Origin of the sequence: Staphylococcus condimenti, from assembly GCF_001618885.1 — a bacterium.
GTDB classification, from domain to species: Bacteria; Bacillota; Bacilli; order Staphylococcales; family Staphylococcaceae; genus Staphylococcus; species Staphylococcus condimenti.
In genome coordinates, this window is sequence record NZ_CP015114.1 from 760570 (window position 1) to 786199 (window position 25630).

At 34.9% G+C, this 25630-nt stretch carries 25 protein-coding genes; 5 read left to right on the forward strand and 20 right to left on the reverse strand.

Annotation, left to right across the window (positions count from 1 at the left end):
- Position 1: 1 nt before the first annotated feature.
- The 12 genes from racE to zapA all read right to left on the reverse strand — a co-directional run bounded on the left by racE (position 2) and on the right by zapA (position 13507).
- Positions 2-802 (reverse strand): glutamate racemase, encoded by an 801-nt coding sequence (gene racE / locus A4G25_RS03865; protein WP_047132449.1) that lies wholly within the window; start codon positions 800-802, stop codon positions 2-4.
- Between the two features lie 214 nt (positions 803-1016).
- Positions 1017-1409, reverse strand: coding sequence for a MarR family winged helix-turn-helix transcriptional regulator (locus tag A4G25_RS03870; RefSeq protein WP_047132448.1), 393 nt, complete (start codon positions 1407-1409; stop codon positions 1017-1019).
- Positions 1410-1424: 15 nt separating this feature from the next.
- Positions 1425-2072 carry an NAD(P)H-binding protein gene (locus A4G25_RS03875; protein ID WP_047132447.1) on the reverse strand — a complete coding sequence of 216 codons (648 nt, stop codon included), beginning with the start codon at positions 2070-2072 and terminating at the stop codon, positions 1425-1427.
- Between the two features lie 185 nt (positions 2073-2257).
- Positions 2258-3082 (reverse strand): succinate dehydrogenase iron-sulfur subunit, encoded by an 825-nt coding sequence (gene sdhB, locus A4G25_RS03880; protein WP_015900019.1) that lies wholly within the window; start codon positions 3080-3082, stop codon positions 2258-2260.
- Positions 3082-4875 (reverse strand): succinate dehydrogenase flavoprotein subunit, encoded by a 1794-nt coding sequence (sdhA, locus tag A4G25_RS03885; RefSeq protein ID WP_047132446.1) that lies wholly within the window; start codon positions 4873-4875, stop codon positions 3082-3084. The genes sdhB and sdhA overlap by 1 nt, the downstream gene beginning before the upstream one ends.
- A 55-nt stretch (positions 4876-4930) precedes the next feature.
- On the reverse strand, positions 4931-5545 hold the full coding sequence (locus A4G25_RS03890) for a succinate dehydrogenase cytochrome b558 subunit (protein ID WP_047132445.1): 615 nt from the start codon (positions 5543-5545) through the stop codon (positions 4931-4933).
- A 494-nt stretch (positions 5546-6039) separates the two neighbouring features.
- Positions 6040-7827, reverse strand: a complete 1788-nt coding sequence (uvrC, locus tag A4G25_RS03895; protein ID WP_047132444.1) for an excinuclease ABC subunit UvrC — start codon at positions 7825-7827, stop codon at positions 6040-6042.
- A gap of 242 nt (positions 7828-8069) precedes the next feature.
- Entirely contained in the window at positions 8070-8384 is a 315-nt protein-coding gene (gene trxA, locus A4G25_RS03900; protein ID WP_047132443.1) for a thioredoxin, read from the reverse strand.
- Between the two features lie 137 nt (positions 8385-8521).
- Positions 8522-10870: an endonuclease MutS2 gene (locus tag A4G25_RS03905; protein ID WP_047132442.1), complete on the reverse strand. Its 2349-nt coding sequence runs from the start codon at positions 10868-10870 to the stop codon at positions 8522-8524.
- A gap of 9 nt (positions 10871-10879) precedes the next feature.
- The gene (gene polX / locus A4G25_RS03910; protein ID WP_047132462.1) at positions 10880-12592 is read right to left on the reverse strand and encodes a DNA polymerase/3'-5' exonuclease PolX; all 1713 of its coding nucleotides are present in this window, start codon (positions 12590-12592) and stop codon (positions 10880-10882) included.
- A gap of 117 nt (positions 12593-12709) precedes the next feature.
- Positions 12710-13231 (reverse strand): CvpA family protein, encoded by a 522-nt coding sequence (locus A4G25_RS03915; RefSeq protein ID WP_047132441.1) that lies wholly within the window; start codon positions 13229-13231, stop codon positions 12710-12712.
- Positions 13232-13240: 9 nt separating this feature from the next.
- Complete coding sequence (gene zapA / locus A4G25_RS03920) at positions 13241-13507, reverse strand: cell division protein ZapA (RefSeq protein WP_015900011.1); 267 nt, start codon at positions 13505-13507, stop codon at positions 13241-13243.
- Between the two features lie 302 nt (positions 13508-13809).
- Between zapA and rnhC the strand changes: the two genes are divergently transcribed.
- Entirely contained in the window at positions 13810-14754 is a 945-nt protein-coding gene (rnhC, locus tag A4G25_RS03925; RefSeq protein ID WP_047132440.1) for a ribonuclease HIII, read from the forward strand.
- Positions 14755-14824: 70 nt separating this feature from the next.
- Here rnhC and pheT read toward each other — a convergent pair whose 3' ends face one another.
- The 5 genes from pheT to A4G25_RS03950 all read right to left on the reverse strand — a co-directional run bounded on the left by pheT (position 14825) and on the right by A4G25_RS03950 (position 20343).
- The gene (gene pheT / locus A4G25_RS03930) at positions 14825-17230 is read right to left on the reverse strand and encodes a phenylalanine--tRNA ligase subunit beta (RefSeq protein ID WP_047132439.1); all 2406 of its coding nucleotides are present in this window, start codon (positions 17228-17230) and stop codon (positions 14825-14827) included.
- The gene (pheS, locus tag A4G25_RS03935) at positions 17230-18288 is read right to left on the reverse strand and encodes a phenylalanine--tRNA ligase subunit alpha (RefSeq protein ID WP_047132438.1); all 1059 of its coding nucleotides are present in this window, start codon (positions 18286-18288) and stop codon (positions 17230-17232) included. The genes pheT and pheS overlap by 1 nt, the downstream gene beginning before the upstream one ends.
- Before the next feature lie 324 nt (positions 18289-18612).
- Complete coding sequence (locus tag A4G25_RS03940; RefSeq protein ID WP_047132437.1) at positions 18613-19359, reverse strand: TrmH family RNA methyltransferase; 747 nt, start codon at positions 19357-19359, stop codon at positions 18613-18615.
- Positions 19360-19532: 173 nt separating this feature from the next.
- On the reverse strand, positions 19533-19706 hold the full coding sequence (rpmF, locus tag A4G25_RS03945; RefSeq protein ID WP_046100555.1) for a 50S ribosomal protein L32: 174 nt from the start codon (positions 19704-19706) through the stop codon (positions 19533-19535).
- Positions 19707-19794: 88 nt separating this feature from the next.
- Positions 19795-20343: a YceD family protein gene (locus tag A4G25_RS03950; RefSeq protein ID WP_047132436.1), complete on the reverse strand. Its 549-nt coding sequence runs from the start codon at positions 20341-20343 to the stop codon at positions 19795-19797.
- 127 nt (positions 20344-20470) lie between these two features.
- Between A4G25_RS03950 and A4G25_RS03955 the strand changes: the two genes are divergently transcribed.
- Both A4G25_RS03955 and A4G25_RS03960 read left to right on the forward strand, forming a co-directional pair.
- Positions 20471-21619 (forward strand): nucleotidyltransferase, encoded by a 1149-nt coding sequence (locus A4G25_RS03955; RefSeq protein ID WP_047132435.1) that lies wholly within the window; start codon positions 20471-20473, stop codon positions 21617-21619.
- Between the two features lie 19 nt (positions 21620-21638).
- Positions 21639-22586 carry an ornithine cyclodeaminase family protein gene (locus A4G25_RS03960; protein ID WP_047132434.1) on the forward strand — a complete coding sequence of 316 codons (948 nt, stop codon included), beginning with the start codon at positions 21639-21641 and terminating at the stop codon, positions 22584-22586.
- A 154-nt stretch (positions 22587-22740) separates the two neighbouring features.
- Here the strand turns inward: A4G25_RS03960 and coaD are convergent, their stop codons facing one another.
- Positions 22741-23226 (reverse strand): pantetheine-phosphate adenylyltransferase, encoded by a 486-nt coding sequence (gene coaD / locus A4G25_RS03965; RefSeq protein WP_046100552.1) that lies wholly within the window; start codon positions 23224-23226, stop codon positions 22741-22743.
- On the reverse strand, positions 23219-23770 hold the full coding sequence (gene rsmD, locus A4G25_RS03970) for a 16S rRNA (guanine(966)-N(2))-methyltransferase RsmD (RefSeq protein WP_015900001.1): 552 nt from the start codon (positions 23768-23770) through the stop codon (positions 23219-23221). Before rsmD ends, coaD begins: the two co-directional genes overlap by 8 nt.
- Before the next feature lie 61 nt (positions 23771-23831).
- Between rsmD and A4G25_RS03975 the strand changes: the two genes are divergently transcribed.
- The gene (locus A4G25_RS03975) at positions 23832-24221 is read left to right on the forward strand and encodes a DUF7147 family protein (RefSeq protein WP_047132433.1); all 390 of its coding nucleotides are present in this window, start codon (positions 23832-23834) and stop codon (positions 24219-24221) included.
- Between the two features lie 52 nt (positions 24222-24273).
- Here the strand turns inward: A4G25_RS03975 and A4G25_RS03980 are convergent, their stop codons facing one another.
- Positions 24274-24528 (reverse strand): DUF2129 domain-containing protein, encoded by a 255-nt coding sequence (locus A4G25_RS03980; protein ID WP_015899999.1) that lies wholly within the window; start codon positions 24526-24528, stop codon positions 24274-24276.
- 132 nt (positions 24529-24660) lie between these two features.
- On the opposite strand from A4G25_RS03980, the gene A4G25_RS03985 reads away from it, so the two are divergent.
- A complete protein-coding gene (locus tag A4G25_RS03985) occupies positions 24661-25587 on the forward strand; it encodes a lysophosphatidylglycerol phospholipase D (RefSeq protein ID WP_047132432.1) in 927 nt (308 codons plus the stop codon).
- Positions 25588-25630: the final 43 nt, after the last annotated feature.

The following is a 25630-nucleotide window of genomic DNA, read 5'->3' on the forward strand; positions in this document are numbered from 1 at the left end:
TTTAATCAACTTTTACTTGTGTTACTTCGACATCATCAATTTTCAACCATTGTGAAATAATATATTCAATATGTTCAGTGTCTCCTGTCGCAAAGAAGCGATGATTAGGATTTGGTATATAAGGTGCATGTTCATTACTGAATGTTAACAAAGCACTTACTTCACGCGCTGTTTCTAATCCTGAAGAAATCACTGTTTTCGAACCCCCGAAATAGTCATGTATCGGTTCAAATAATAATGGATAGTGTGTACATCCCAAAATAACTGTGTCTGCTTTACTAATACGGTAATTTTTAAGCGTTTGATGTATCACAATGTTTGTTGGAACCGGATCATGATAACGCATTTGTTCTACTAATGGAACAAAATCCGGACATGCAACACCTGTCACATCCACATTTGGATTAATGGCTTTAATATGTTTTGTGTAAGCCTCAGATTTAATGGTTCCTTCAGTCCCTAACACCATAACATTATTGTTTTTTGTTGTCATAATTGCCGTACGTGATCCAGGTTCAATAACACCAATAACAGGTATCGACAACAATTCTTTTAATGTATCCAATGCTACAGCAGTAGCAGTATTACATGCAATAACTAACATCTTAATATCAAATTCCATTAATTTTTGAGCTAATTGTACAGTGAATTTCCGTACCTCATCGCCTTCTCTAGGACCATAAGGACAACGTGCACTATCACCTAGATAATATATTGTTTCATTCGGCAGCTGACGTATAATTTCTTTGGCTACAGTGAGGCCGCCGACTCCTGAGTCAATCACTCCAATTGGTTTATTCATTTTTTCTCATCCTTGTGCAAAACATTCTTAAAATATATTTTATCACATTCATGAAATCCGTTGAATTAATCAGAATTTCAATTTTATAAAGCATTCCATAAAGAAGTCATCTTAAAAAGCGTAAAAAAGAGCGAGATAGCTACCATAATTGGTTTTGCCATCTCGCCCTTTGAAGATGAGTACTTAAATTAAGATATTAAAAATCAAAATACAGTTATAAATGTAGTTCCTTTTCCAATATTCCAAACGTTAACGTATAATTTTGAAGTATTGCTTCTACTGATGTTAAGCTTTCAGTTAAATATTCTTCGCCTTTAGGTGTCAAAGTAATCATCACAGATCTTTTATCTTCGCCCGGATGACGTTCAATCACACCGCAAGTTTGTTCAAATTTCACAAGCATTCTAGAAGTTGCACTGATACTTAAACCATTCTTTTGGCTTAATTCGCTAATACTTAAGCTATGCCCCTCACTTTTCTTTAAAAAGTAGAGTACATAAAATTCATTTAATGTAATTTCATAATTGCTTCGTTTTAAAACTCCGCTCAATTCCAAATTCAACTTTCTTTGGAATTTTTGTAGATTTAACAATTGTTCAATATTCATGTTAATCCTTTCGTATTAATAAAATGAAGGTCTATCGTAATGTGTGTTAGGTTCGCCTACCCCAAATCCTTTACGTTTATATTTATTTTGGTCTTCATCTGTAATAATGTCAATAACAGCTTTTGACACTGCTTCACGTGTTACTTGGGCATCTTTAAGTACTTCAGGTGTTGGTACCAATTCATAACTAGTATTTGAAGGGTCATCATATAACCAAGTAAGGTGTAATAAAGTATAATCAATATTTGAGTCTTCAATTATTTGAGCTGATTCTTTTTCACCATCAATGTATGAGCTTGGAAGATTTTGTTGTGCAAATTCTTCTAAAGCTTTTGGAACATCATCGTGCAATCCGGCCATAGATGCTCCTAGCATTTTAATTCCTGGTTTACTTTCAAGCACTTTCGCAATCACTTGAATATCTTGAGCTCTGCTCATTGCATTTACAAAAACTAAATCTACATCTTGAATTGCTTTTTCTAATGTTTTCTCATCACTGAAATCACCATTCACTAATTCAACACGGTCATTTTGAATACTCAAACGATCTGTAATATTCCGACCAAATAATACTAAATCTGAGTCTGTTTGTTCTAATAAATCTTTTGTTAAAATTCGTCCGATTTGACCTGCAGCACCTAAAACTAAAATTTTGTTATACATAAGAAAATTCCTCTTCATTTTCATTTATTTGTTTGCACAAACAAATAATATAATATCTCCACCTCTATGTCAAAAATTAAGTGCTTTATATGCAAAAAAAAACGATTTTCAAAAAAAGATTGAAAACCGTCTCTTAAATAAAAAAACGGAACAAAATATGTTCCGTTTCCTCAAAATATTTATAATTAGTTCACTTGGTGATCTGAACCAAAGAATGATTTAAACATGTAGAATGAAGTTTCTCTGTTTAAAGCTGCGATTGAAGTTGTCAAAGGAATACCTTTTGGACAAGCATTTACACAGTTTTGAGAGTTACCACATTCTTGTAAACCACCTGCACCCATCAATGCGTCTAGACGTTCGTCTTTTGTCATTGAACCTGTTGGGTGTAAGTTGAATAAACGTACTTGTGAAATTGCTTGTGCACCAACGAAACCATTGTTTTTAGTAACGTTAGGACAAACTTCTAAACATACACCGCAAGTCATACATTTAGATAATTCATAAGCAGTTTGACGTTTTTTCTCAGGCATACGAGGTCCAGGACCTAAATCGTACGTACCATCGATTGGAATCCAAGCTTTCATACGTTTCAAGTTGTCGAACATACGAGAACGGTCAACTTGCAAGTCACGGATGATTGGGAAAGTGCTCATTGGTTCTAAACGAATCGGTTGTTCTAATTGGTCAACGATTGCTGAACATGCTTGACGCGCATGGCCGTTGATAACCATTGAACAAGCACCACAAACTTCTTCTAAGCAGTTCATGTCCCAAGTTACAGGCGCAACTTTTTCACCTTTTGTATTGATTGGATTACGTCTGATTTCCATCAAACACGCAATAACATTCAAGTTTTCACGGTAAGGAATCTCGAATTTTTCTTCATATGGCTGAGAGTCACTAGTATCTTGTCGTTTAATGATCAAAGTTACAGTTTTTTGTTTATTAGAAGCTTGCTGTTGTTGATGATGTTGCTCAACAGCTTGGTCTTTTACTTCTTCTGCCATTATGATTCGCTCCCTTCTTCTTCTTCCTTATTTTCTGCAGTGTGAGATTTAGTTGAATAGTCACGTTTACGTGGTGGAATCAAGCTGATATCAACATCTTCATATGTGAATGTTGGTGCTTCATATTTACCATTGTAATGTGCCATTGTAGTTTTTAACCATTCTTCATCATTACGTTCAGGGAATTCTGGTTTGTAATGGGCACCACGTGATTCGTTACGGTTATATGCACCGATTGTAATAACACGTGCAAGTACTAACATATTCCATAATTGACGAGTGAAGAACACCGCTTGGTTACTCCAAGTTTGAGTATCTTCCATGTCGATGTCTTTATAACGTCTCATCAATTCAAGAATTTTTTCGTCAGTTTCAAGCAATGCTTTATTTTCACGTACTACAGTTACGTTTTTAGTCATGATTTCACCAAGTTCACGGTGAAGTTTGAAGGCATTTTCAGTACCTTTCATATTTAATAATTCGTCAAAACGTTTTTGTTCTTCGTCAACTCTGTCTTGATACAAGCTGTCATCTAATTCAGTATAAGATTTTTCAACTGTATCAATGTATTTAACAGCGTTAGGACCCGCTACAGTACCGCCGTAGATCGCAGATAATAATGAGTTCGCACCTAAACGGTTACCACCGTGTTGTGAGAAGTCACATTCGCCTGCTGCAAATAATCCCTTGATTGTTGTATTTTGATCATAGTCTACATACAATCCGCCCATTGAATAGTGAACGGCTGGGAAAATTTTCATTGGTACTTTACGTGGGTCGTCACCTGTGAATTTTTCATAAATTTCGATGATACCGCCCAATTTAACATCTAATTCATGTGGATCTTTATGTGAAAGGTCAAGGTAAACCATGTTTTCACCATTGATACCTAGTTTTTGGTTCACACAAACATCGAAGATTTCACGTGTTGCGATATCACGCGGAACTAAGTTACCATAATCAGGATATTTTTCTTCTAAGAAATACCAAGGTTTACCGTCTTTGTATGTCCAAATACGTCCACCTTCACCACGTGCTGATTCACTCATTAAACGTAATTTATCATCACCAGGAATTGCAGTTGGGTGGATTTGGATAAATTCACCATTTGCATATACTGCACCTTGTTGATAAACGATAGATGCTGCTGAACCTGTATTAATCATTGAGTTTGTTGTTTTACCGAAGATGATACCAGGACCACCTGTCGCCATAACAACTGCATCAGAACGGAATGAATCAATTTTAGCATCTGTTAAGTTTTGAGCCACGATACCGCGTGCAGCACCATCATGGTCTTTAACAATACCTAAGAATTCCCATCCTTCATATTTAGTTACAAGTCCATCTACCTCAAATTTACGAACTTGTTCATCTAGTGCATAAACTAATTGTTGACCTGTTGTCGCACCAGCATATGCTGTTCTGTGGTGCATTGTACCACCGAAACGACGGAAGTCTAATAAGCCTTCAGGTGTTCTGTTGAACATTACACCCATACGGTCTAGCAAGTGAATGATTTTTGGTGCTGCATCCGCCATTGCTTTTACTGGTGGTTGGTTAGCTAAGAAGTCGCCACCGTAAACCGTATCATCGAAGTGAATCCAAGGTGAGTCACCTTCACCTTTCGTATTAACAGCCCCGTTAATACCCCCTTGTGCGCACACAGAGTGCGAACGTTTTACGGGTACAACTGAGAATAAATCAACATGTACACCTTGTTCTGCTATTTTAATTGTTGTCATCATTCCGGCTAATCCGCCGCCGACAACAATAACTTTTTTCTCTGCCATATTAAATGTCACTCCCTGAAAATATAACCTTTATTTACGCTGATTCTATGTTCTGTTAAACAAATGCTAAGATTGCACTCACGCCGATATATGCTACTACGATGAATACAACTAATGAAACCCATGTGAAAACACGTTGTGATTTTGGTGATTGTAAGAATCCCCAAGTTACTCCGAATGACCATAAACCATTAGCGAAGTGGAAAATAACTGCAACAGTTAGAATTAGATAAAAAACCAACCAAAATGGATTGCTTAATAAATCATGCATCATCGTGAAACCAAGTGTTTTGTGACCTAACCACATTTCAATTTTAGTTTGATAGAAGTGGATAGCGATGAAGATAAATGCTAAAACACCTGTAATACGTTGTAACAAGAACATCCAGTTTCTGAACCATGAATAATGTCCAACATTCTCTTTCGCAGTGAAAGCAATATGAACACCGTATAATGCATGGTATAAAATTGGTAAGTAAATAAGTAAAATCTCAAGTGCTAGCAAGAATGGTAATGATTCCATGAACTGAGATGCTTTATCGAATGCGCCAGCTCCTTTTGTTGCTTGATGGTTAACCGTCAAATGCACAAGTAAAAATGCTCCGATCGGAATAACACCTAGTAACGAGTGAATACGTCGCAAGTAGAATTGATTCTTAGTATAACCCAAAAGGAAGTCCCCCCTGTGAAACAAATAGTATTTATTGGTTTTATTTAAAGGAAATGATCTGGAAAAGCTCTAAATTGTCCCACAATTTACCCTAGTCAAAATTTTAAAAGCAGCTAAATAAAAGTTAGTTGTAATAAGTTGTATTGTGCGTAAGCAACCCACAAGCTCAGTACATCATACGTTGTATGTATTTGACCCCTATCTCAGCTGTCTAATCTGAACTCTTGCTTGATTACAACTTATAAAGTTTAAAACTTTGATGTAAAGGTAATTGAGAACTGTTTTCATTTAGAAAGCGTTTACAAACAGTCCTAAAAAAATATAAAACCTCGTTAACAATATTTTAACACTTTTCAAACGGTTTTTGGGCATGAGAATTATTCTCATTGCACTTTTTTCTATTTTGCATTTAATTCAAATAATATTACACTTTTTTTAACAAAAATGCGTAAAACTGCATATGTGTAAAGTGTACACACGCAGTTTTACGCATTTTAACCTTCTTTATTTAATTCCTTTTGCAAACTTTCCGCTATTTTTTGAGGCAGACCAGCTTCCTTCAAATCTTCTAACGTTGCTTCTCTCATTTTTTTAATTGAACCAAAAGTACGCAATAAAGTTGTTTTACGTTTTGGACCAATACCTTCAATTTCATCAAGTACAGAAGTAAAGCTATGTTTTTGTCGTGTTTGACGATGGAAGGTAATTGCAAAGCGATGGACTTCATCTTGAATACGTTGCAATAAATAGAAAGCTTGACTGTTCTTTTTCAACGGCACTACTTCTGCAGCTGGTCCATATAACAACTCAGATGTTCGGTGCTTATCATTTTTTCTTAATCCTGCAACAGGAATATCTAACCCTAGTTCATTTTCTAATACATCAATAGCCACTGACATTTGCCCTTTACCACCATCGACAATAATCAAATCAGGCAATGGCAAACCATCATTTAATACACGTGTATAACGTCTGCGGATTACTTCTCGCATTGATTTATAATCATCTGGTCCTTCTACTGTTTTAATTTTGTATTTACGATAACCTTTTTTATCTGGTTTACCATCTACAAAAGTAACCATAGCAGATACAGCATCTACACCTTGAATATTCGAATTATCAAATGCTTCGATACGAATTGGAGTTTGAATACCCATTTGTTCTCCTAATTCTTCGATAGCTTTTACAGTTCTTGATTCATCTCGTGCAATCAATTCAAATTTATTTTGAAGTGACACTTCAGCATTATGATTGGCCATATTAACTAAATCTTTCTTCTGACCACGAACAGGTTGTAAAATTTTCGTATCTACAACAGATTCAATCATTTTTTTGTCTAAATTTTTAGGGACATGAACTTCTTTAGGCAATAAATGCTGATTTAATCGATAAAATTGTCCGATGAAAGTATAAAATTCTTCTTCAGGTGTTTGTTGTAATGGAATCATGGTTGTATCACGTTGGATCATATTTCCATTTCGAACAAAGAAAACTTGAACACACATCCAACCTTTTGAAATATAATATCCAAAAACATCCCGTGCAGTATTATCTGCAGACATGATATTTTGTTTTTTAGTTAGGTTATGGATATTTTGGATTAAATCACGATATTCTTTTGCTTGTTCAAAATCTAGTTTTTCACTTGCTGCTTGCATACGTGATTCTAAATTTTTAATAATTGTTTTATCTTCACCATTTAAGAAGTCGCTTACCTCTTGAGTCATTTCATCATATTCTTTTTGATCTACATCGTATACACAGGGGCCTAAACATTGACCGATATGATAATACAAGCACAACTTATTCGGCATCTTATCACATTTACGGAAAGGATAAATCCGATCCAGCAGTTTTTTCGTCTCAACAGCTGCATATGCATTCGGATATGGACCAAAATATTTGCCGGAACCTTTTTTGACAGTTCTTGTTACCAATAATCTTGGATATTTTTCTTTAGTAATTTTAATAAACGGATAGCTTTTATCATCTTTCAGTAGAATATTATAACGAGGTTGATATTGCTTAATGAGATTTAACTCAAGTAATAAAGATTCAGTTTCGCTATCAGTAACAATAAACTCAAAATTACGGATTTCTCCAACTAACCGTGTAGTTTTCGCATCGTGTGCACCGGTAAAGTATGAACGCAGACGGTTGCGCAGACGTTTTGCTTTCCCTACATAAATCACTTGATTATTTCGGTCTTTCATTAAATAACAACCTGGTTCAAAGGGTACTACTGACAACTTTTCTTTAATTTTTTCTTTATAAGCCTCCATTTTTTTCCTCCTTTCTTTAAAGATTGTAGTTATACAACTATATCAACTGATTCGAGTGTCATTATAGCATCTGTCTATATTGGTTACCTAGTTGCGTGCTTGCTTTCAACATTTTTCAAAGCACAAAAAAACTGGACCACCTTAAAAGTGAATCCAGCCTTCTTTACTAACCTATTTCATATCGACGATATTCTTGAAAGTTTCAACTTTAAACGCCGAAACAAGACATTATTCAATGCAACTTATAGGTGTTTGTTTAAAACTTCTGCTAAGTTTTCTTTCGGTTGGAAACCAACAACTTTATCTACTGGTTGTCCATCTTTGAATACGATTAGAGTTGGAATACTCATAACTTCGAATTTAGCAGCAGTGTTAGGATTTTCGTCAACGTCTAATTTTAAAACATCTGCTTTACCTTCAAAGTCTTGTGCTAATTCTTCTAATACTGGAGCAATCATTTTACAAGGTCCGCACCAAGTTGCCCAGAAATCTACTAATTTAACACCGTCTTGAACTTTTTCATCAAAGTTTGAGTCAGTTACTTTAACTAATGCCATAAATATCGTTCCTCCTTAGGAATTTAATGATGAACAAAGTATATCAGATACATTTTGAAAATGCACCGGCTTTGCTCATGAAGAATGTGTATAATTTTGTTGTAATCATACTTGCTTTAATTTCATATTTTTTAAAGTTACTTCAATTCAGCAACTGTTACGCCGAATCCGCCTTCGCTTGGCGTACCTGTTCGGAAAGAAGCTACATTTTTATGCTTTTTCAAGTGTTGCTGAACTGCCTTTTGTAATGCACCTGTTCCCTTTCCATGAATAATATAAACGTTTTCGTAGTTGCTGAGCATCGCTTGGTCGAGATATTGATCAAGTGCTGAAATGGCTTCTTCATATCGATAGCCTCTTAAATCCAATTCCATTTTTACTGCCGAACGGTTTGTACGAGAAATTGTTTTGGACGGTTTTTCTTGCGTTTTCTTTTTCTTTTCTAAATCGGCAATAGGTAATTTCATTTTAATAATGCCCATTTGAACGACCGCTTCATCATCATCCAATATTTCAAGCACTTCGCCTTTTTGACCATAAGTTAACACTTTAACTTCATTGCCAGCTTTGATTTCATCCCATTTTTGCTTTTTAACATTCTGCTTAATATCTGTACCTTCATATTGTTCATCAAGGTGTTTACGTTTCTCAATTAATTCATGCTCTTTGACTTCAGCATTTTTTTCATCGCGCATTTGACGTAAGTCTTTAATAATATCGTCCGCTTCTTTAGTAGCAGCTTTTACACGTTGATTAGCTTTGAGCTTCGCATCATCCATGAGTTGTTTCTCATAATTTTGATATTGTTCATATTTTTTATTCAAATCACCATGGACTTGTTTTGCTTCTCTTAAGAGTTGATCTAATTCGATGCGTTGATCTTCTACTTTTTTAGCATTTGTCTCTAAAGACGCAATCATATTATTAATTTCTTGTTCATCTTGACCGATTAAGGATTTGGCTTCACGAATAATATTGCCGCTGAGTCCTAATTTGCTGGAAATCTCAAATGCATTAGAACGACCCGGGACACCCATCAACAATTTATATGTCGGACTGAGTGTATTGACATCAAATTCGACACTCGCATTCATAACACCATCGCGGTTATAACTATATGCTTTTAATTCTGGATAATGCGTCGTTGCCATAACTAAAGAACCTAATTTTTGAACATGGTCCAAGATACTCATAGCAAGTGCTGCCCCTTCACTAGGGTCAGTGCCTGCACCTAATTCATCAAAAAGAATCAAGCTATTGTGATCGGCACGTTTCAAAATTTCCACAATATTTTTCATATGTGAAGAGAAAGTTGATAAAGATTGCTCAATAGATTGCTCATCACCTATATCGCAATAGACATTATCAAAGACACTTAACTTACTGCCGTCTAATGCCGGAATCAGCAATCCAGATTGTGCCATTACAATAATAAGACCTAGCGTTTTTAATGTAACTGTCTTACCACCAGTGTTCGGACCTGTAATAATGACAGTTTGAATATCTTCAGCAAACTCAATCGTATTAGCTACCACAGTGGCACGTTCTAATAATGGATGGAATGCTTTAGGCAAATACACATTGCGTTCTTGTGTAAATTCAGGCTTTGTACCTTTAATAGATTGACCATAACGTGCTTTCGCAGTTAAAAAATCAATTTGCCCCATTACAGATTCTGCAATCAAACAAGCATCCGCTTCTTCAGCAACATCGGCAGATAGCGCACTTAAAATACGTTCAACTTCTACCTTCTCATCATTACGCAAACGACTGATTTTATTATTCATTTCTACTACTGCTGAAGGTTCAATATAAAGCGTTTGGCCTGAAGAAGATTGGTCATGTACAATCCCATTAAAATCTTGACGGTATTCTGCTTTAACTGGGATAACATGTCGGTCATTTCTAACTGTTATAATCGCATCCGATAATTTTTTCTGATTAGACTGGCTTTTAACGACTCTATCTAAATTTTGTTTAATACGTTGTGATGTACTGTGAATACGGCTTCTGATACTTTGCAATTCATAACTTGCATCATCAAATAAATCATAAGCATCACATTTTTGGTGAATTTCTTGATATAAATCTGTTAAAATCGGCAGCTGAGCCATTCTTTCATCCAATATAGGATAATTAATAGCTTCCTCTTCTTCTAATAATTGACTGTAAAAAGTCTTATATTGATTTTGTACTTGAATTAAACGCTTAATTTGGTTTAATTCTCTAACATTTAAAATACTGCCGATTTTAGCACGATGAATTAATTGTTTAACTTCTGTTAAACCGCTCAAGCTTGGTAAACGATGCTTATTATAAATTTGGGAAAGTTCATCTGTCTCATTCATTTGAAAAACGACAGTATCATAATCAGATGCAGGAGTCATCGCAGCAGCTTTAGATCTTCCTAAATCACTGACTGCTTCATTTTCAACTTGTGCTTTGATTTTTTCAAAATCAAGCACATCTAATGTTTTCTGTCTCATTTCATTCCCCTATTTCTGTAATTTTTTATTATTTTCAATAAACGATTTAAAATCTTTTCGACTCATCGTATTTAAAACACGTTCTTTATTAATAAATGCTTTTTGTGCTGTTGCGACACCATATTTCATCAATTCTAAGTTTTCAATATGATGTGCATCTGTATTAATAGTTATCATAATATCATGTACTGGTCTTAACACTTCAGCGCTTAAATCAAGACGTTGCGGGTTTGCATTAATTTCTAAGATTGTACCCGTTTCGCGCGCCAAATCAAATAATTGCTGAATATTAACCTTATATCCATCTCGACGTCCAATAATACGTCCAGTTGGATGTGCAATATGGCGGACAAAAGGGTTACGGCATGCTGATGCTAAACGATGCATGATTTCTTCTTCTGTTTGTCCAAAGCTTTGATGGATAGAAGCAATGACGTAATCCAATTGTGCTAAGACTTCATCCGGATAGTCCATCGTACCATCTGGCAAAATGTCCATTTCAGTTCCTGAATAAATATCAATTTCATTATATCTTTCATTCAGCTTTTTAATCTCTTCATTTTGACGTAATAAACGATCAACATCTAAACCATGTGCGACTCTCAAGCTGCGTGAATGGTCTGTGATAACCATATATTCATAGCCTTTTGCAATATTGGCTTCTACCATTTCTTGCAAACTGAAAGCACCATCACTCATTGTTGTATGCATATGGATATCACCTTTAATATCATCCAATGTCACAATATCAGATAAATCCCGATCAAACTCCGAACCATCAACACGCATTGGCGGTGCAATCCATGATTTGTTGAAGTGTTCATATATTTCTGCTTCACTATCAAATTGCAATAATGTACCATCTGCTTGTTCAATACCGTATTCGCTCACTTTTTCATCGCGTTCTTTTGCTAATTGACGAATACGGATATTATGATCTTTTGAACCTGTAAAATGCTGTAAAGTATGATAATACGCTGCTGGTTCAATAATTCTGAAGTCAATTTCAATCACTTCATCATCGAACTCTACTTCCACTGATACTTTCGTTAAACCTACCGCAACCTCTTTTACTTTATGCGGTATTTCTAGCAATGCTTTTTGTACGTTTTCAGGTTGCGTTGAACTAATGATATAATCTAAATCTTTACTCATTTCTTTAACGCGGCGAAAACTTCCTGCCACATGAAATTTATCAATGCCTTCAATGGTTGTTAAATATTCTTCAATTTCATTATTCAATTTAATAAGCAAGTTAATTGGAAAATGTGTTTTTCGTTCACTTAAGGCTTTTACTCCAGCTAGAATATTCTCTTCTGTTTTTTTGCCGAAACCGCTCAATGCACTGACTTCATTGTTTTCACAGGCTTTTTGCAATGCTTCTTTATTTGTAATACCTAATTCTTTATATAATTTTGCAATTTTTTTACTTCCTAATCCCTGGATTTTCAACAATGGTACTAAACCTTCAGGCACTTCTTTTTCTAATGCTTCTAAAGTTTCTGATTGGCCTGTTGATAGATACTCATTAATAACTTCACCGACACCTTTGCCAATACCTTTTAATTCGGTAACGTCATCAATTTCATCCAAAGTACGCTCATCCGTTTCTAAACTTTGTGCTGCTTTGCGGTATGCAGAAACTTTAAATGCATTTTCTCCTTTAAGTTCCATATAAGTTGCAATTTTTTCTAATAAACGAACAACATCTTTTTTCGTTATCTTTTGACTCATTTTTTCCCCTCCAATAAAAAGAGAGACATAAAGCAGTTCGGCTATCAAAATTTTTGATGTGCGAAAAGCGTCGCCTCTTCATAGTTTCTTCTTTTAAAAATGAAATTATAGTGCCATCACCAAAGATGATAAATACGGGGTATGAAACAAAATTAATTGTGCAATGATAGAATGTGTAAATTGATTTTGTATCCATTCGCTCGGATACAAACTGCACATATATAATACAGGTAATAAGACAATAATTGAACTTAAAAAACTTAAAACTACACCCGCGCTTCTGCTTTGTAATGTGAGGCGATTGATATACGTCATTTTATCAAACACGGTTAAAATAAGATATAAAATAAACTTACTAAGTATAAAGATTGAAATAAATGCCACAATAGCTTCAAATCGCAGATGTGTATGATTATATTCGATATAGTATTTCGTTAAAGCTGCTTGCGTTTTTGGAAATGGTAAAAATAATTCTAACCTTTCAGCAATGGATTGATAAAATTGTGCAGCCATTATAAATGACGCAATGGTTGTTATAAAATGCAAAGTACTCAGCCATATTCCTCTGCGAAACCCCATTGCTGCAATGATTATAAACACACAAAATATAAGAAAATTCAATATCATAGGCAGAACCTAATGGTCTTGATTTTTTAAACGATTCAATTCATGTGTTAAACGGCGATTTTCTTCTTCTAAAATTACTTTTTCATGCATAATATTTACAGCAGTCAGCACTGCTTTGCGTGTTGTATCTAACCCTGCACTTTTACGTCCTAATTCTTGTATTTTTTCATCCACTAAATGTGCGACATAACGAATATGTTCAGGATTATCTTCACCGACAATTGTATAATTTTTATTATTAATCGTTACATTGATTCTATTTTTAAATTCACCCATATGATAACTCCTATCTCGCGTAAATTATGAATATTTACTTATGACAATAAGCCCAATCATCTTATTGTCAACTTTTTATCCTTGTTAGCAGATTATTTCTTCACTTAAAATTTGACTTCTTACACAAGAAATGTTTCTGCTCTTCATCACGAACCATTATACACGAGTCATATTTAATATGTAAGTAGTGACTGTCTTTTTACAACATAACTTAAACTAAATGTAAAATAAGTCAATTTGTTTTAGAGTTTCAATATAGTAAAATAGATTTAAATTATTTTTTAAAAGCAAGGAGTTTAGACATGGCAAACGCCGTATATAAGTTAACAGAATCAGAGATTCAACAATTAATGAATAAAACTAATTTCTCAACAGAAAATTTACCACCTGGTATGCGTGCACGTACAAAACACCAAGGTACAACTATCAATATTTACAATTCTGGTAAAGTGATGTTTCAAGGCAATCAAGCCGAAAAAATATCTCAACAATTATTAGGTGAAAAAGAAGCTGCTGTTTCTGGAAAATCATCTTCACAAAAAAATACAAAATCATCCAATCAAACATACCCTTTCAACAAAGCCAACTGTATCGGCAGTGATGAGGCTGGAAGTGGCGATTATTTCGGTCCTTTAACAGTCTGTGCTGCATATGTTTCAAAGAAAAACGCTGAAATTTTAAAAACGCTCGGTGTGGATGATTCTAAAAAATTAACCGATGCTAAAATTGTAGAAATAGCTGAACAAATCATTACTTTTATCCCCCATTCATTACTGACAATGAAAAATGACAAGTATAATGAACAACAACGAAAAGGATGGTCACAAGTCAAAATGAAAGCTGTTTTGCATAACCAAGCCATTCAAAATGTAGTTGATAAGATTACAAAAAGTCATGAACCTCTAGATTATATTGTAATTGATCAGTTTGCTGTACGCGGTGTTTATCAAAATTATGCATTATCTCAAATGCCTTATCCTGATAAAACACACTTCGAAACTAAAGGTGAATCTAAGTCAATCGCAATTGCTGCTGCAAGCATTATTTCACGTTATGCTTTTGTAAAGCATATGGACCAAATCGGTCGTGAATTGCATACAACTGTACCTAAAGGTGCCAGTAATAAAGTTGATTTATTTGCTGCAAAAATCATTGAGAAATATAGCACTTCAAAATTAGATTCTATCTCAAAAGCACATTTTAAAAATCGTGAAAAAGCTTTAGCATTATATGATAAAAAGCACTAATTAACAGAAAAAACCGTTCCCTTATTGATTGTTTTGACACTCAATTTCAGGGAACGGTTTTATATTTATATTATCTAATTACAGCGCCTTGTGCTGTTAATGCTTCAACAATTTCATCATGAACGGCTGTTACACGTTCATCCGTCAATGTATTTTCTCTATCTAAGTAAGCAATACGTATCGCAACTGATTTTTTACCAGCTTCCATATGTTCACCTTCATAGACATCAAATACTTGTGCATCTTGTAAAATATCATGACCATGTGCTTTGATTGTATGAATCAATTCTGCAGCAGTCATATCTTTATCTACTTCTAATGCAATATCTCTTGTTACACCTGGGTATTTAGGAATTGCTTCATAATTAATATAACCTACAGAAACATTCATGATTTTATCGTAGTTCAACTCAAATACATACGTACGTTGTTTCAAGTCATTTTGTTCAGCAAGTTGCGGATGCAATTCTCCAATGAAACCGATGATATCTCCATTTAATAATACATTTGCTGTGCGTCCTGGATGTAAACCATCCATCTTAGTTGCTTCATATTCAAATGTGATATCTAATTTCTCAGCAATTGCGTCGATGATACCTTTTGCAAGATAGAAATCAACATTTTCTTTTTTACCTTGCCAAGTATTTCCGCTATATTCGCCTGTCATAATACCACTTAAATATTCTACTTCATCCGGTAATTCTCCTTCACCATTAGCAAAGAAAACACGACCGATTTCATATAAGAACACATTATCATTTTTGCGCGCTACATTATAAGCTGCCGCATCAATAAGGTGTGGCAATAAACTTTGGCGCAGTACTGCATGTGCTTCACTCATCGGCATCAATAGTTCGATATTCGGACGGTCGCTAACTGAGAATTCTTTTGCACGATCTTTTGAAATTAATGAATACGTAATTGCTTCACTTAAACCCGCGCCTTCAATCGTACGTTTCACAATACGTGTTTTCGATTGACGGTCTGTCAAATGACCACTTGTTACGTCTTCAAATACTGGTAAAGTTGATGGAATTTCATCATATCCGTAGATACGCGCAACTTCTTCAATTAAATCTTCTTTAATTTTAATGTCTTTACGACGAGAAGGAACATGTACTGTTAAATTGCCATCATTGTTTTCAGTTTTAAAACCGAGTTGTTCAAATGATTTGATGATATCTTCAACAGTCATTTCAGAACCGATTGTCCCATTGATTTTATCTACAGTAATTTGAATAGGTGTAATAAATTCACCTAAATCACCTGCTGCCACACGATTTTCTAGTACTTCACCGCTTGCATAATGTTCTAATAGGTAACAAGCACGATCTACTGCTTGATCTACAAATTCTGTGGCAATACCTTTTTCAAAGCGGCTTGATGATTCACTGCGTAAGTTTAATCTGCGTGATGTATGACGAATACTAACTGGATCAAAAATTGCGCCCTCAACAACAACATTTTGCGTTTGCTCTGTCACTTCAGAGAAGTCTCCGCCCATCACTCCGCCAAGTGCGATTGGTTCTTTACCATTTGTAATAACAATATCAGAATCTTTTAGTTCACGTTCTGTATCATCAAGTGTTGTCATTTTTTCGCCCGCTTCAGCTTGGCGAACTACAATTTCTTTTGACCCGATATGATCTTGGTCGAACATATGAAGTGGTTGACCGTATTCTAATAACACATAGTTTGAAATATCTACTACATTATTAATTGGACGGATGCCTGCTTTCATTAAACGTGATTGCATCCACTCAGGTGATGGCGCAATTTTCACATTCTTAACAACACGTGCGCTATAATAAGGTACTTTTTCTGGATTATCTACTTTAACAGATAGTTCTTCTTCAGCAGAAGTGTTTATTGTATCTGGTTGTGTTTTTGGTAATGTTAAAGGCGCACCATATAACGCTGAAGTTTCATAAGCTGTACCTACCATACTTAATGCATCTGCACGGTTTGGTGTTAAATCAAATTCCATTACTTGGTCATTCAAATATAATGCATCTAATGCATTTGTACCTGGTTTCACTTCAGTTGGGAAATTATAAATACCATCTTCAAATGCTTTAGGTACAACATTGCTTGAAAGTCCGATTTCTTGTAATGAACAAATCATACCTTCAGAACGTTCACCACGTAATTTCGCACGTTTGATTTTTATACCACCTGGCAAACGACCACCAACTGTAGCTACAATAACGTATTGTCCTGCGTCTACATTCGGCGCACCGCACACAATCTGTACAGGTTCTTCTTCACCGATATCTACTTTACAAATATTTAATTTATCTGCATTCGGATGTTGCGTTTTGCTTTCAACATAACCGACAACTAATTTTTTGATTTCTGCACTGTAATCAATGATATCGTCAACTTCGATACCAGTACGTGTAATTCGTTCTGCTAAATCGCTAACGGGTTCATTGACTGCAACTAAAGATTCTAACCATTCTTTTGATACTAACATTATGCTTCACCTCTATCTTCAACAGCTTTGAATTGGTCTAAGAAACGAACGTCATTTGTATAGAAATAACGAATATCTTCTATTCCGTATTTCAACATTGCGATACGGTCAGGTCCCATACCAAATGCAAATCCAGTATATTTAGAAGAATCGAAACCTGCCATTTCAAGTACATTCGGGTGAACCATACCTGCACCTAAAATTTCTATCCAACCTGTTTGCTTACATACGTTGCAACCTTTGCCGCCACATTTGAAACAAGATACATCAACTTCAACTGATGGTTCTGTAAATGGGAAATAACTAGGACGCAAACGTATTTCACGCTCTTCACCAAAGAGTTTTTTAGCGACTAATTCTAAAGTCCCTTTTAAATCACTCATTTTAATATTTTCTGCTACAACAAGTCCTTCAATTTGAGTAAATTGATGACTATGTGTCGCATCATCAGAATCACGACGATACACTTTACCAGGACAAATAATTTTAACAGGGCCTTGTCCATTACGTTTTTCTAAAGTTCTCGCTTGTACTGGAGAAGTATGTGTACGTAATAATGTTTCTTCTGTGATATAGAACGTATCTTGCATATCACGTGCTGGGTGTGATTTCGGCAAGTTCAAAGCTTCAAAGTTATAGTAATCTTGTTCTACTTCATATCCATTTACGATTTCAAAACCTAAACCTAAGAATAAATCTTCAATTTCTTGAATTGTACGTGTTAAAGGGTGTGTTGCACCTAGTTTGATAGAACGACTTGGCAGTGTAACATCAATTGTTTCTTCTTCAAGTTGTTTATTCAAACGATCTTGTTCTAATACACTTTTACGGTCAGAGATTGCACTCTCAATTGCTTGTCTTACTTCATTGACAGCTTGACCGAATTTTGGTTTTTCTTCATTTGATAAATCTTTCATTTGTTTCATAAGTCCTGATACAGAACCTTTTTTTCCTAAATACTTCACTTTCACATCTTGTAATGCTTTTTCATCCGCTGCTTGCGAAATATCCGCAAGTGCGTCTGCTTTTAACTGATTCATTTCTTCAGTTTGGATCATGTTAGCCCTCCTAATGATATTGCGGTCTCAAGCGGAAATTTTTACAATAAAAAAAGACTTCACCCTAAATATATGGGACGAAGTCTTCCGTGGTACCACCCAAATTTATGCATACGCATACACTTGTTTATATAATTTATAACGGTCTTTAACCGACTTAAATCTCTTTAAGTTGCCAAAAAGGTGAAAAAAACTATACAACGTTGGAATAACTTACAGTCACGGTTATTCTCCCTGTTCAACGCATTTTTATAGTTTACGTCTTTTTATCAGCAAATATGCATTTGTAATCATACTTCATTATAAGTAATCAAAAATTACCGGTCAACCTTTTAATTTATAAATTAAAATACTGCCTGCTATTGCGACATTTAAACTCTCAGCTTTGCCATACATCGGGATTGTCAAACGTTGCGTTGTATATTCAAGCAATTCTGGATCAACACCTTGACCTTCATTACCTAACAGCAAGCTGAATTTCTCTTGAGATTCCACTTCATTGAAATTAATCGCATTATCCAATGCTGTGCCGTATACTGGACCATCAAATTCCTGCACAAATTCCTTAATATCATGTGAAATAATCGGTAAGTGGAACACGCTGCCTTGGCTCGCTCTCAGCACTTTGTCTTGAAAAGGATCTGCTGAACCTGGGGACATTACAATTAAATCTAATGCTGCTGCGTCTGCTGTTCTGATAAGTGTACCTAAATTGCCAGGATCCTGAATGCGATCAAGCAAGAGAACTTGTTTAGCAACTTCTACTTGTTTTGAAACATCTGGTTTTTCGATAATCGCAAAAATACCTTGCGGTGTCACTGTTCCAGATAATGCTTCTGCTACTTTGAAATTGATTTGATACTGTTCTTCAGCAGCTTCAATCAATTCAACTTCAAACCGCTCAGGTTCTACGACAAATAATTGTTTAATAGTTAAACTGCTTTTAACAGCTTCATCAATAAGATGTGTACCTTCTACTAAAATCAGGCCGGTTTTATCGCGTTCTTTTTTCTTTTTTAATTTATTTGCTTGCTTAATCTTCGCATTTTGTGCAGATGTAATTTGCTCCATAGCTATGTTCCCTCATTTACTACTTTTTCTATATTTTATCATGATTATTGAAACAGCGAAAAGAAAGACTGAGAAGTATATCTTTAATTTGCCAGTCTAATATATGAACGAGCCAAATGTGAGCATAAAAAAAGACCTATTGCGCATTTAAGCAATTGGTCTTTAAAAATTAATTATTTTGAAACGACTTCTTCGCCATTGTAAGAACCACAGTTTTTACATACACGGTGAGATAATTTGTATTCACCGCAGTTAGGGCATTCAGTCATACCAGGCACTGCTAATTTGATGTGCGTACGACGTTTATTTTTTCTAGTTTTAGATGTTCTTCTTTTTGGAACTGCCATGATTTAATCCTCCTTAAAATTCAAACACAAAATCTTTGTTACTGTTTGGAAAATAATGATTACAATACTCTCTATTGTACATCAAATTCTATTGCTTTTCATCATAAAATTGTTGTAATTTTTGAAGCCTTGGATCGACTTTCTTAGAACCTTCATCTGCTTGTTCATTTTGTTCTAATTGGTCTTCGTCAATAACTTCCCAACCTTGGCCTTCTTGCAGCATATCATCGAAACTGCTGTCGTCAGCCACTGCTCGGATAGGCTTTTCTATGATGACAAGCTCTTCTGCAATATCACGTAAATCAATCATTCCGCTTAACGCGAGATGATAATTTTCATTTTCATCATCTTCATCGTCACTGTATTCATGACCTTCTAAATCAAAAATTTCAGTTGTTTCAACGTCAATCGGTACTTTGACCGGTTCTAGTGTACGAGCATCTTCCATCGTATATTCACCAGTGATATGCATGTCTGCAACAACTTCATTTGATTTGACATCAAGCTCACCCTTAACTCGGATATCGGACAAATCAATGAGTCCTAATTTATCAATTAAATGATTAAAATTTACAGTTTGATCAAATTCAAAAGGCTTACCTTGATATTTTCTTAATTGCGTTATTGACCATTTCATATGGCTTCACCTCTAACAAGCACAAAATTTATTTTAACTTTCTAGCGTAAAGTTGTCAAGATTTTTTCTTAACATCTTGACTTTTTGATACAATAATTATAATGAATTCTGAAAGGATAGATTGCAAATGAAATGCGCTGCATTAATTACTGAATACAACCCTTTCCATAACGGACATGTTTATCATGCACAACAAGCCCGTCAAATCGCAGATGCAGATGTGACGATAGCAATTATGAGCGGCCAATTTGTTATGCGCGGAGAACCTGCTGTTTACAACAAATTTTTACGCACACAAATGGCACTTTCAACTTGTGACTTAGTTGTCGAACTGCCAGCATATGCAGCCTTATCAGCCGGCGAATATTTTGCAGAAGTCGGTGTCAAAGTTGCTGATTACATGAATGCTGATGCACTAGTATTCGGAAGTGAATCAGGCAGTATACAAGCATTCGAAGAACTTGCCTTACAAATCAACCATATCGAAGAACACCCAGAATTTCAAATAAAGCTGCGAGAAGGCAAAAGTTATCCAAGAATTATCAGTGAACTATTAGGAGAACCTCCCCTCCTGCAAACACCAAATAATATTTTAGGACTGTCTTACGTGCAGGCTATTTTAAAATCAGCACCCGCAATTCAACCTTTTTCCATACAAAGACATAAAACAGAACATCATAATCAAGCAATCAGTGACAATCAATTCGCAAGCGGCACAGCAATCAGACATGCACTTAATACAGATGATAAGATGTGGCAGCACGTTGTACCTAATTCCATTCAAGAGCTTTATACAAAACCGCATTTAACTATGAATCAACTTTTTCCATATTTAAAATATAAAATATTGAGTACTTCATCAGATGATTTACGAGACATTCATACAATAAGTGAAGGCTTTGAACACCGTTTGAAATCAAGTATCAGTGAATCTAATAGCATTGAACAGTTAATGATCCAACTCAAAACCAAGCGTTATACTTTTACCCGAATTCAACGCATGCTAATGAATGTTTTATTAAATTTCAAACAACAAGATAAGCCGAATAAGCTTAATGCCGTTCGCATTTTGGGCATGAATGAAACAGGACAACGTTACTTGAAACAATTGAAAAAGGATTTTCCAGATCGTCGTTATATAACTAATGTAAACAAAACAACCGCTGCTTACTTTCAATCTGAAATTCAAGCTACTGAAATTTATAACTTAATCTCTGGTCAAACACAAACGGATTTCAATACACCTGTTATTAGGGTAAAGAATAATGAACATTGATAAGGAGGTCTAACCAACGATGCAAGTATTTTCAGAAACACTAGTTGAGGATAATTATAAAATGTCAGATGCGATAAGAGATATTGAAAAAGCATTTTCACATTTAGAAGATATCAATCAAGCACCACGAACGGTAATACCTACAGGCGAAGGAGCCAAAGCAATGCTGTATATGCCTTGTGTTGATTTAAAACAACAACTCGGCACAGTCAAGATTACTTCAATCACTCCTGAAAATCCTAAGTCAGGGAAGCCGACTACACAAGCTCAAATTGTCATCACTAATCTTGAAAATGGCGAACATGAAGCGATTATAGATGGGAGTTATTTAACAAGATTACGTACTGGCGCTTTAAGTGGCATTGCTACTAAATATATGAGCAACCCAGACGCTCGTATTTTAGGTATGATCGGTACAGGCGGTATGGCTTTTGAACAATTTTTGGGCAATATGGAAGTTCGACCTATAGATAAAGTTTTACTTTATAACCGTACAACAGAAAAAGCTGAATCTTTTAAACAACGTATTTTAAAAAAGTATCCAGATTTAGAAGTAATAGTGACTGGTGACGTCAGTGATTTAGTTAAAAAATCAGACATCATTAATTGCCAAACCCCTTCTAATGAACCGGTATTTAATGCAGAAGATGTTCAACCTGGTACACATATCAATGGCATCGGATCTTATCAACCTTCTATGAAAGAAATTGATTACAAAATTTTTCCTAAAGCAGATTGGGTAGTAGTCGACGACTTAGATGGTGTCAAAGAAGAATCTGGTGAATTAATTGAAGCCAATGAAAATGGAACTTTTACATTTGAAGAAATTGATGACGAATTAAAAACACTGTCTATTAATAATCAAAAACGCAAAAGCGAAGATGCAATTACCGTATTTAAATGTGTAGGTGCTGCTTATTTTGATTTAGCAGTAGCAATTGGTGCATATCAAAAATTGAATAAATGAAATTACAAAAGCCGTATAAACATGTTTAGAAAACATTTTCTGAATTAAATCAGTAATTAAATAGAATAATACTAAAAACTTTTATACTTTTTTCTCGTATTAAAAAACTCGTTTCAAAGCAACCCACTGCGATTGCTTTGAAACGAGTTTTATTTTATTTACCAAACTTTTCTTTTAAAGCTTTTTCCACAGGTTCAGGTACAAACTCTGAAATATCAGCTTTGTATTGCGCAACTTCTTTGACCACACTTGAACTGATAAATGAATAATTCGTGCTTGTCATCATATATAGTGTTTCGACGTCACTATTCAACTTTTTATTCATAGAAGTTAAGCGTAACTCATATTCAAAGTCACTGACCGCACGCAAGCCTCTAATAATTGTTTTTGCGCCCACTTCATCGCAAAAATCAACTAATAACCCATTAAATTGATGAACTTCAACATTTGGGATATCTGCAACAGAGGCTTCAATTAAAGCCATACGTTCTTCAACAGTAAACGTCCCTTCCTTATTACTGTTTTTTAAAACACAAATATGAATTTCATCAAAACGCTGTGCGACTCTTTCGATAATATCCACGTGTCCGTATGTAATCGGATCAAAACTCCCTGGTATTACTGCTTTAGATTCAGTCATCACGTTCTCCTTTTTCTAATAGCATAGTATCTGTTAACCCATAATGATAACGCTTAATAACCTCAAATGATTGTGTATCAATATTTTCTTTATGGTTAAACTCACAAACGATGATACCACTTTTCTTCAATAAGTTAAACTCCTCAATTTTAGCTAATGCATCATCTATCAACCCTTTTTGATAGGGAGGATCTAAAAAGATAATGTCAAATTGAATCTCACGTTTAGCTAATGCTTTTAATGCACGATCCGCATTATTTTTGTATACTTCAGATTGCTTCGTTAAATCTAAATTTTTCAAATTATTTTTTATGATTTTAACAGCTTTAAAATTTTGATCTACGAAAATCATTTCATCCATACCGCGAGAAAGTGCTTCTATACCTAAACCGCCGCTTCCCGCAAACAAGTCCAAGCCGATACCTGATACTTCATGCAGACTATTGAAAATACCTTCTTTGACTTTATCCATTGTCGGACGTGTGTTTCTGCCTTCTAAACTCTCTAAAGCTTTACTTTTATGCTTGCCAGCAATGACTCTCATCTTATACTTCACTTCCTAACTCATTCTATAATATAATTTGGGTAACAAGGAGGTTTCTCAGTTGAAACAATCATTTATCGTTTTAGGTGAAGGACTCACCGACTTATTCGAATTCAAAACACTTATCGAATATAACCACAAAAGAATCAATCGCATTGTATTCTTTAACAGTCCCGATTCACAAAAAAGGCTCAGTTCTGCGGCTATTATTATGAACCCGACAGAAGGCAATTATTTCCAAGCTATGTATATTATGGTGAACGCCTTCAAAAATCCACATCCAGAAGACAACAAAAAATCTGAAATGATTCGCACTTGGGCGAATCAATACGACTTAACACTCAATGAATTAGACGTTAAATCTACAGATGACTTCCATGATTTGGAACTTTATTTCAATTACTTAATTGGTGTCTTACGACTTTATCGCTGGATTCCACCTTTGCAATAAGGTTTAAACAAAAGCAAGAAAGGCTATAATTCAGGATATAACACAACAAATATTAATTGATTTCGTATTTTTCTTTTTCATACGTTTTCTTTAAATATTTATAAGGTGAGCCATCAATTTGGCGCACATATTTTAATTTCATGAGCCGGTTTACAATACGATCAGCATCATTTTCATTAATATACATGATGACATATTTACGTTGACGATTACTGTAAATAATATGACCATATTTTCGTATATGACGTTCATGTTTCATATGTTTAAGATAGATAATCAAACTTGTTCTAGGTATGATTTCTGTCATTATCATCACTCCATTACTTTAATCTATAGTATCACGAGTTGACTAAATTGGAAATAACCAACAAGCCAACGTAAACGTGTTGGAATCATTTCACTTTTGCTATTAAATTCAAACTCAGTAGGAGGATTATATATGGTAAAAATAAGTAGATTACTCAGAAACAGCGCAGCAGGAGCTGCCGGTATTTTCAGCGGTCTTATCTTATATTCAAAATTCAAAGGTCGTCCAGAATCACATCCTATTCCACCATTTTTCACGCACAAAAAACATTATATCTTCGCACACCGTGGCGGGATGGCATTACGTCCTGAATTAACTAAACTTGCATTTGATACAGCACAAGACTATGAAGTTGATGGTTTTGAAACTGACGTGCGCGTTACACGCGATGAGCAATTAATTGTTTTTCACGATGCTGAAGTCGATCGCACCACTAACGGTTCAGGCAAAGTCAGCGAACATCGTTTAGATGAAATCCAACGTTTAGATGCAGGATATCATTTTAAAGATATCAATAATGATACACCTTATCGCAATCATCCAGATGCAAAAGTAATGACATTTGATGAATTATTAGAAACTTATCCAGAAATGTTAATTAACGTTGACTTAAAAGACCACCCTGATTCTATGGAAGGACAAATTGCTCCAGAATTAATTTATGAATCAATTGTAAGTCATAATGCTCAAAATCGTGTGCTAGTAACTAGCTTTTATCAAGAACAAATACGTCGTTTCAATGAAATCAGTTTAGGCACAGTAGCAATTGGTGCTAGTGAAGAGGAAGTAACAGTAGGCCTTACTAAATTCTTTACTGGTCTAGGCAATATGTTCGAAGTTCAAGCCAATACTTTCCAAATGCCTACAACTTATCATAATATACCATTAACATCACAGCGCTTAATTAGCTGGTTGAATTCACGCAACATCGTCCCTGGTTATTATGGCGTTAACAGTATTGATTTAATGAGCGATCTCTTTAATAAAGGTGTTCATACAGTTGTTACAGATCGTCCTGATTTGGCATTCCAATATCGTCAAAATCAAGTTCAAAAATAATAGGTTATCCAGCAAGTCTCAATTTGGGACTTGCTTTTTATTT

What these genes read in the sequence shown, in the direction of transcription:
- racE (WP_047132449.1), bottom strand. Translation starts at nt 802, where the DNA reads ATGAATAAACCAATTGGAGTGATTGACTCAGGAGTCGGCGGCCTCACT.
- A4G25_RS03870 (WP_047132448.1), bottom strand. Translation starts at nt 1,409, where the DNA reads ATGAATATTGAACAATTGTTAAATCTACAAAAATTCCAAAGAAAGTTG.
- A4G25_RS03875 (WP_047132447.1), bottom strand. Translation starts at nt 2,072, where the DNA reads ATGTATAACAAAATTTTAGTTTTAGGTGCTGCAGGTCAAATCGGACGA.
- sdhB (WP_015900019.1), bottom strand. Translation starts at nt 3,082, where the DNA reads ATGGCAGAAGAAGTAAAAGACCAAGCTGTTGAGCAACATCATCAACAA.
- sdhA (WP_047132446.1), bottom strand. Translation starts at nt 4,875, where the DNA reads ATGGCAGAGAAAAAAGTTATTGTTGTCGGCGGCGGATTAGCCGGAATG.
- uvrC (WP_047132444.1), bottom strand. Translation starts at nt 7,827, where the DNA reads ATGGAGGCTTATAAAGAAAAAATTAAAGAAAAGTTGTCAGTAGTACCC.
- trxA (WP_047132443.1), bottom strand. Translation starts at nt 8,384, where the DNA reads ATGGCATTAGTTAAAGTAACTGACTCAAACTTTGATGAAAAAGTTCAA.
- A4G25_RS03905 (WP_047132442.1), bottom strand. Translation starts at nt 10,870, where the DNA reads ATGAGACAGAAAACATTAGATGTGCTTGATTTTGAAAAAATCAAAGCA.
- A4G25_RS03915 (WP_047132441.1), bottom strand. Translation starts at nt 13,231, where the DNA reads ATGATATTGAATTTTCTTATATTTTGTGTGTTTATAATCATTGCAGCA.
- zapA (WP_015900011.1), bottom strand. Translation starts at nt 13,507, where the DNA reads ATGGGTGAATTTAAAAATAGAATCAATGTAACGATTAATAATAAAAAT.
- rnhC (WP_047132440.1), top strand. Translation starts at nt 13,810, where the DNA reads ATGGCAAACGCCGTATATAAGTTAACAGAATCAGAGATTCAACAATTA.
- pheT (WP_047132439.1), bottom strand. Translation starts at nt 17,230, where the DNA reads ATGTTAGTATCAAAAGAATGGTTAGAATCTTTAGTTGCAGTCAATGAA.
- pheS (WP_047132438.1), bottom strand. Translation starts at nt 18,288, where the DNA reads ATGATCCAAACTGAAGAAATGAATCAGTTAAAAGCAGACGCACTTGCG.
- A4G25_RS03940 (WP_047132437.1), bottom strand. Translation starts at nt 19,359, where the DNA reads ATGGAGCAAATTACATCTGCACAAAATGCGAAGATTAAGCAAGCAAAT.
- rpmF (WP_046100555.1), bottom strand. Translation starts at nt 19,706, where the DNA reads ATGGCAGTTCCAAAAAGAAGAACATCTAAAACTAGAAAAAATAAACGT.
- A4G25_RS03950 (WP_047132436.1), bottom strand. Translation starts at nt 20,343, where the DNA reads ATGAAATGGTCAATAACGCAATTAAGAAAATATCAAGGTAAGCCTTTT.
- A4G25_RS03955 (WP_047132435.1), top strand. Translation starts at nt 20,471, where the DNA reads ATGAAATGCGCTGCATTAATTACTGAATACAACCCTTTCCATAACGGA.
- A4G25_RS03960 (WP_047132434.1), top strand. Translation starts at nt 21,639, where the DNA reads ATGCAAGTATTTTCAGAAACACTAGTTGAGGATAATTATAAAATGTCA.
- coaD (WP_046100552.1), bottom strand. Translation starts at nt 23,226, where the DNA reads ATGACTGAATCTAAAGCAGTAATACCAGGGAGTTTTGATCCGATTACA.
- rsmD (WP_015900001.1), bottom strand. Translation starts at nt 23,770, where the DNA reads ATGAGAGTCATTGCTGGCAAGCATAAAAGTAAAGCTTTAGAGAGTTTA.
- A4G25_RS03980 (WP_015899999.1), bottom strand. Translation starts at nt 24,528, where the DNA reads ATGACAGAAATCATACCTAGAACAAGTTTGATTATCTATCTTAAACAT.
- A4G25_RS03985 (WP_047132432.1), top strand. Translation starts at nt 24,661, where the DNA reads ATGGTAAAAATAAGTAGATTACTCAGAAACAGCGCAGCAGGAGCTGCC.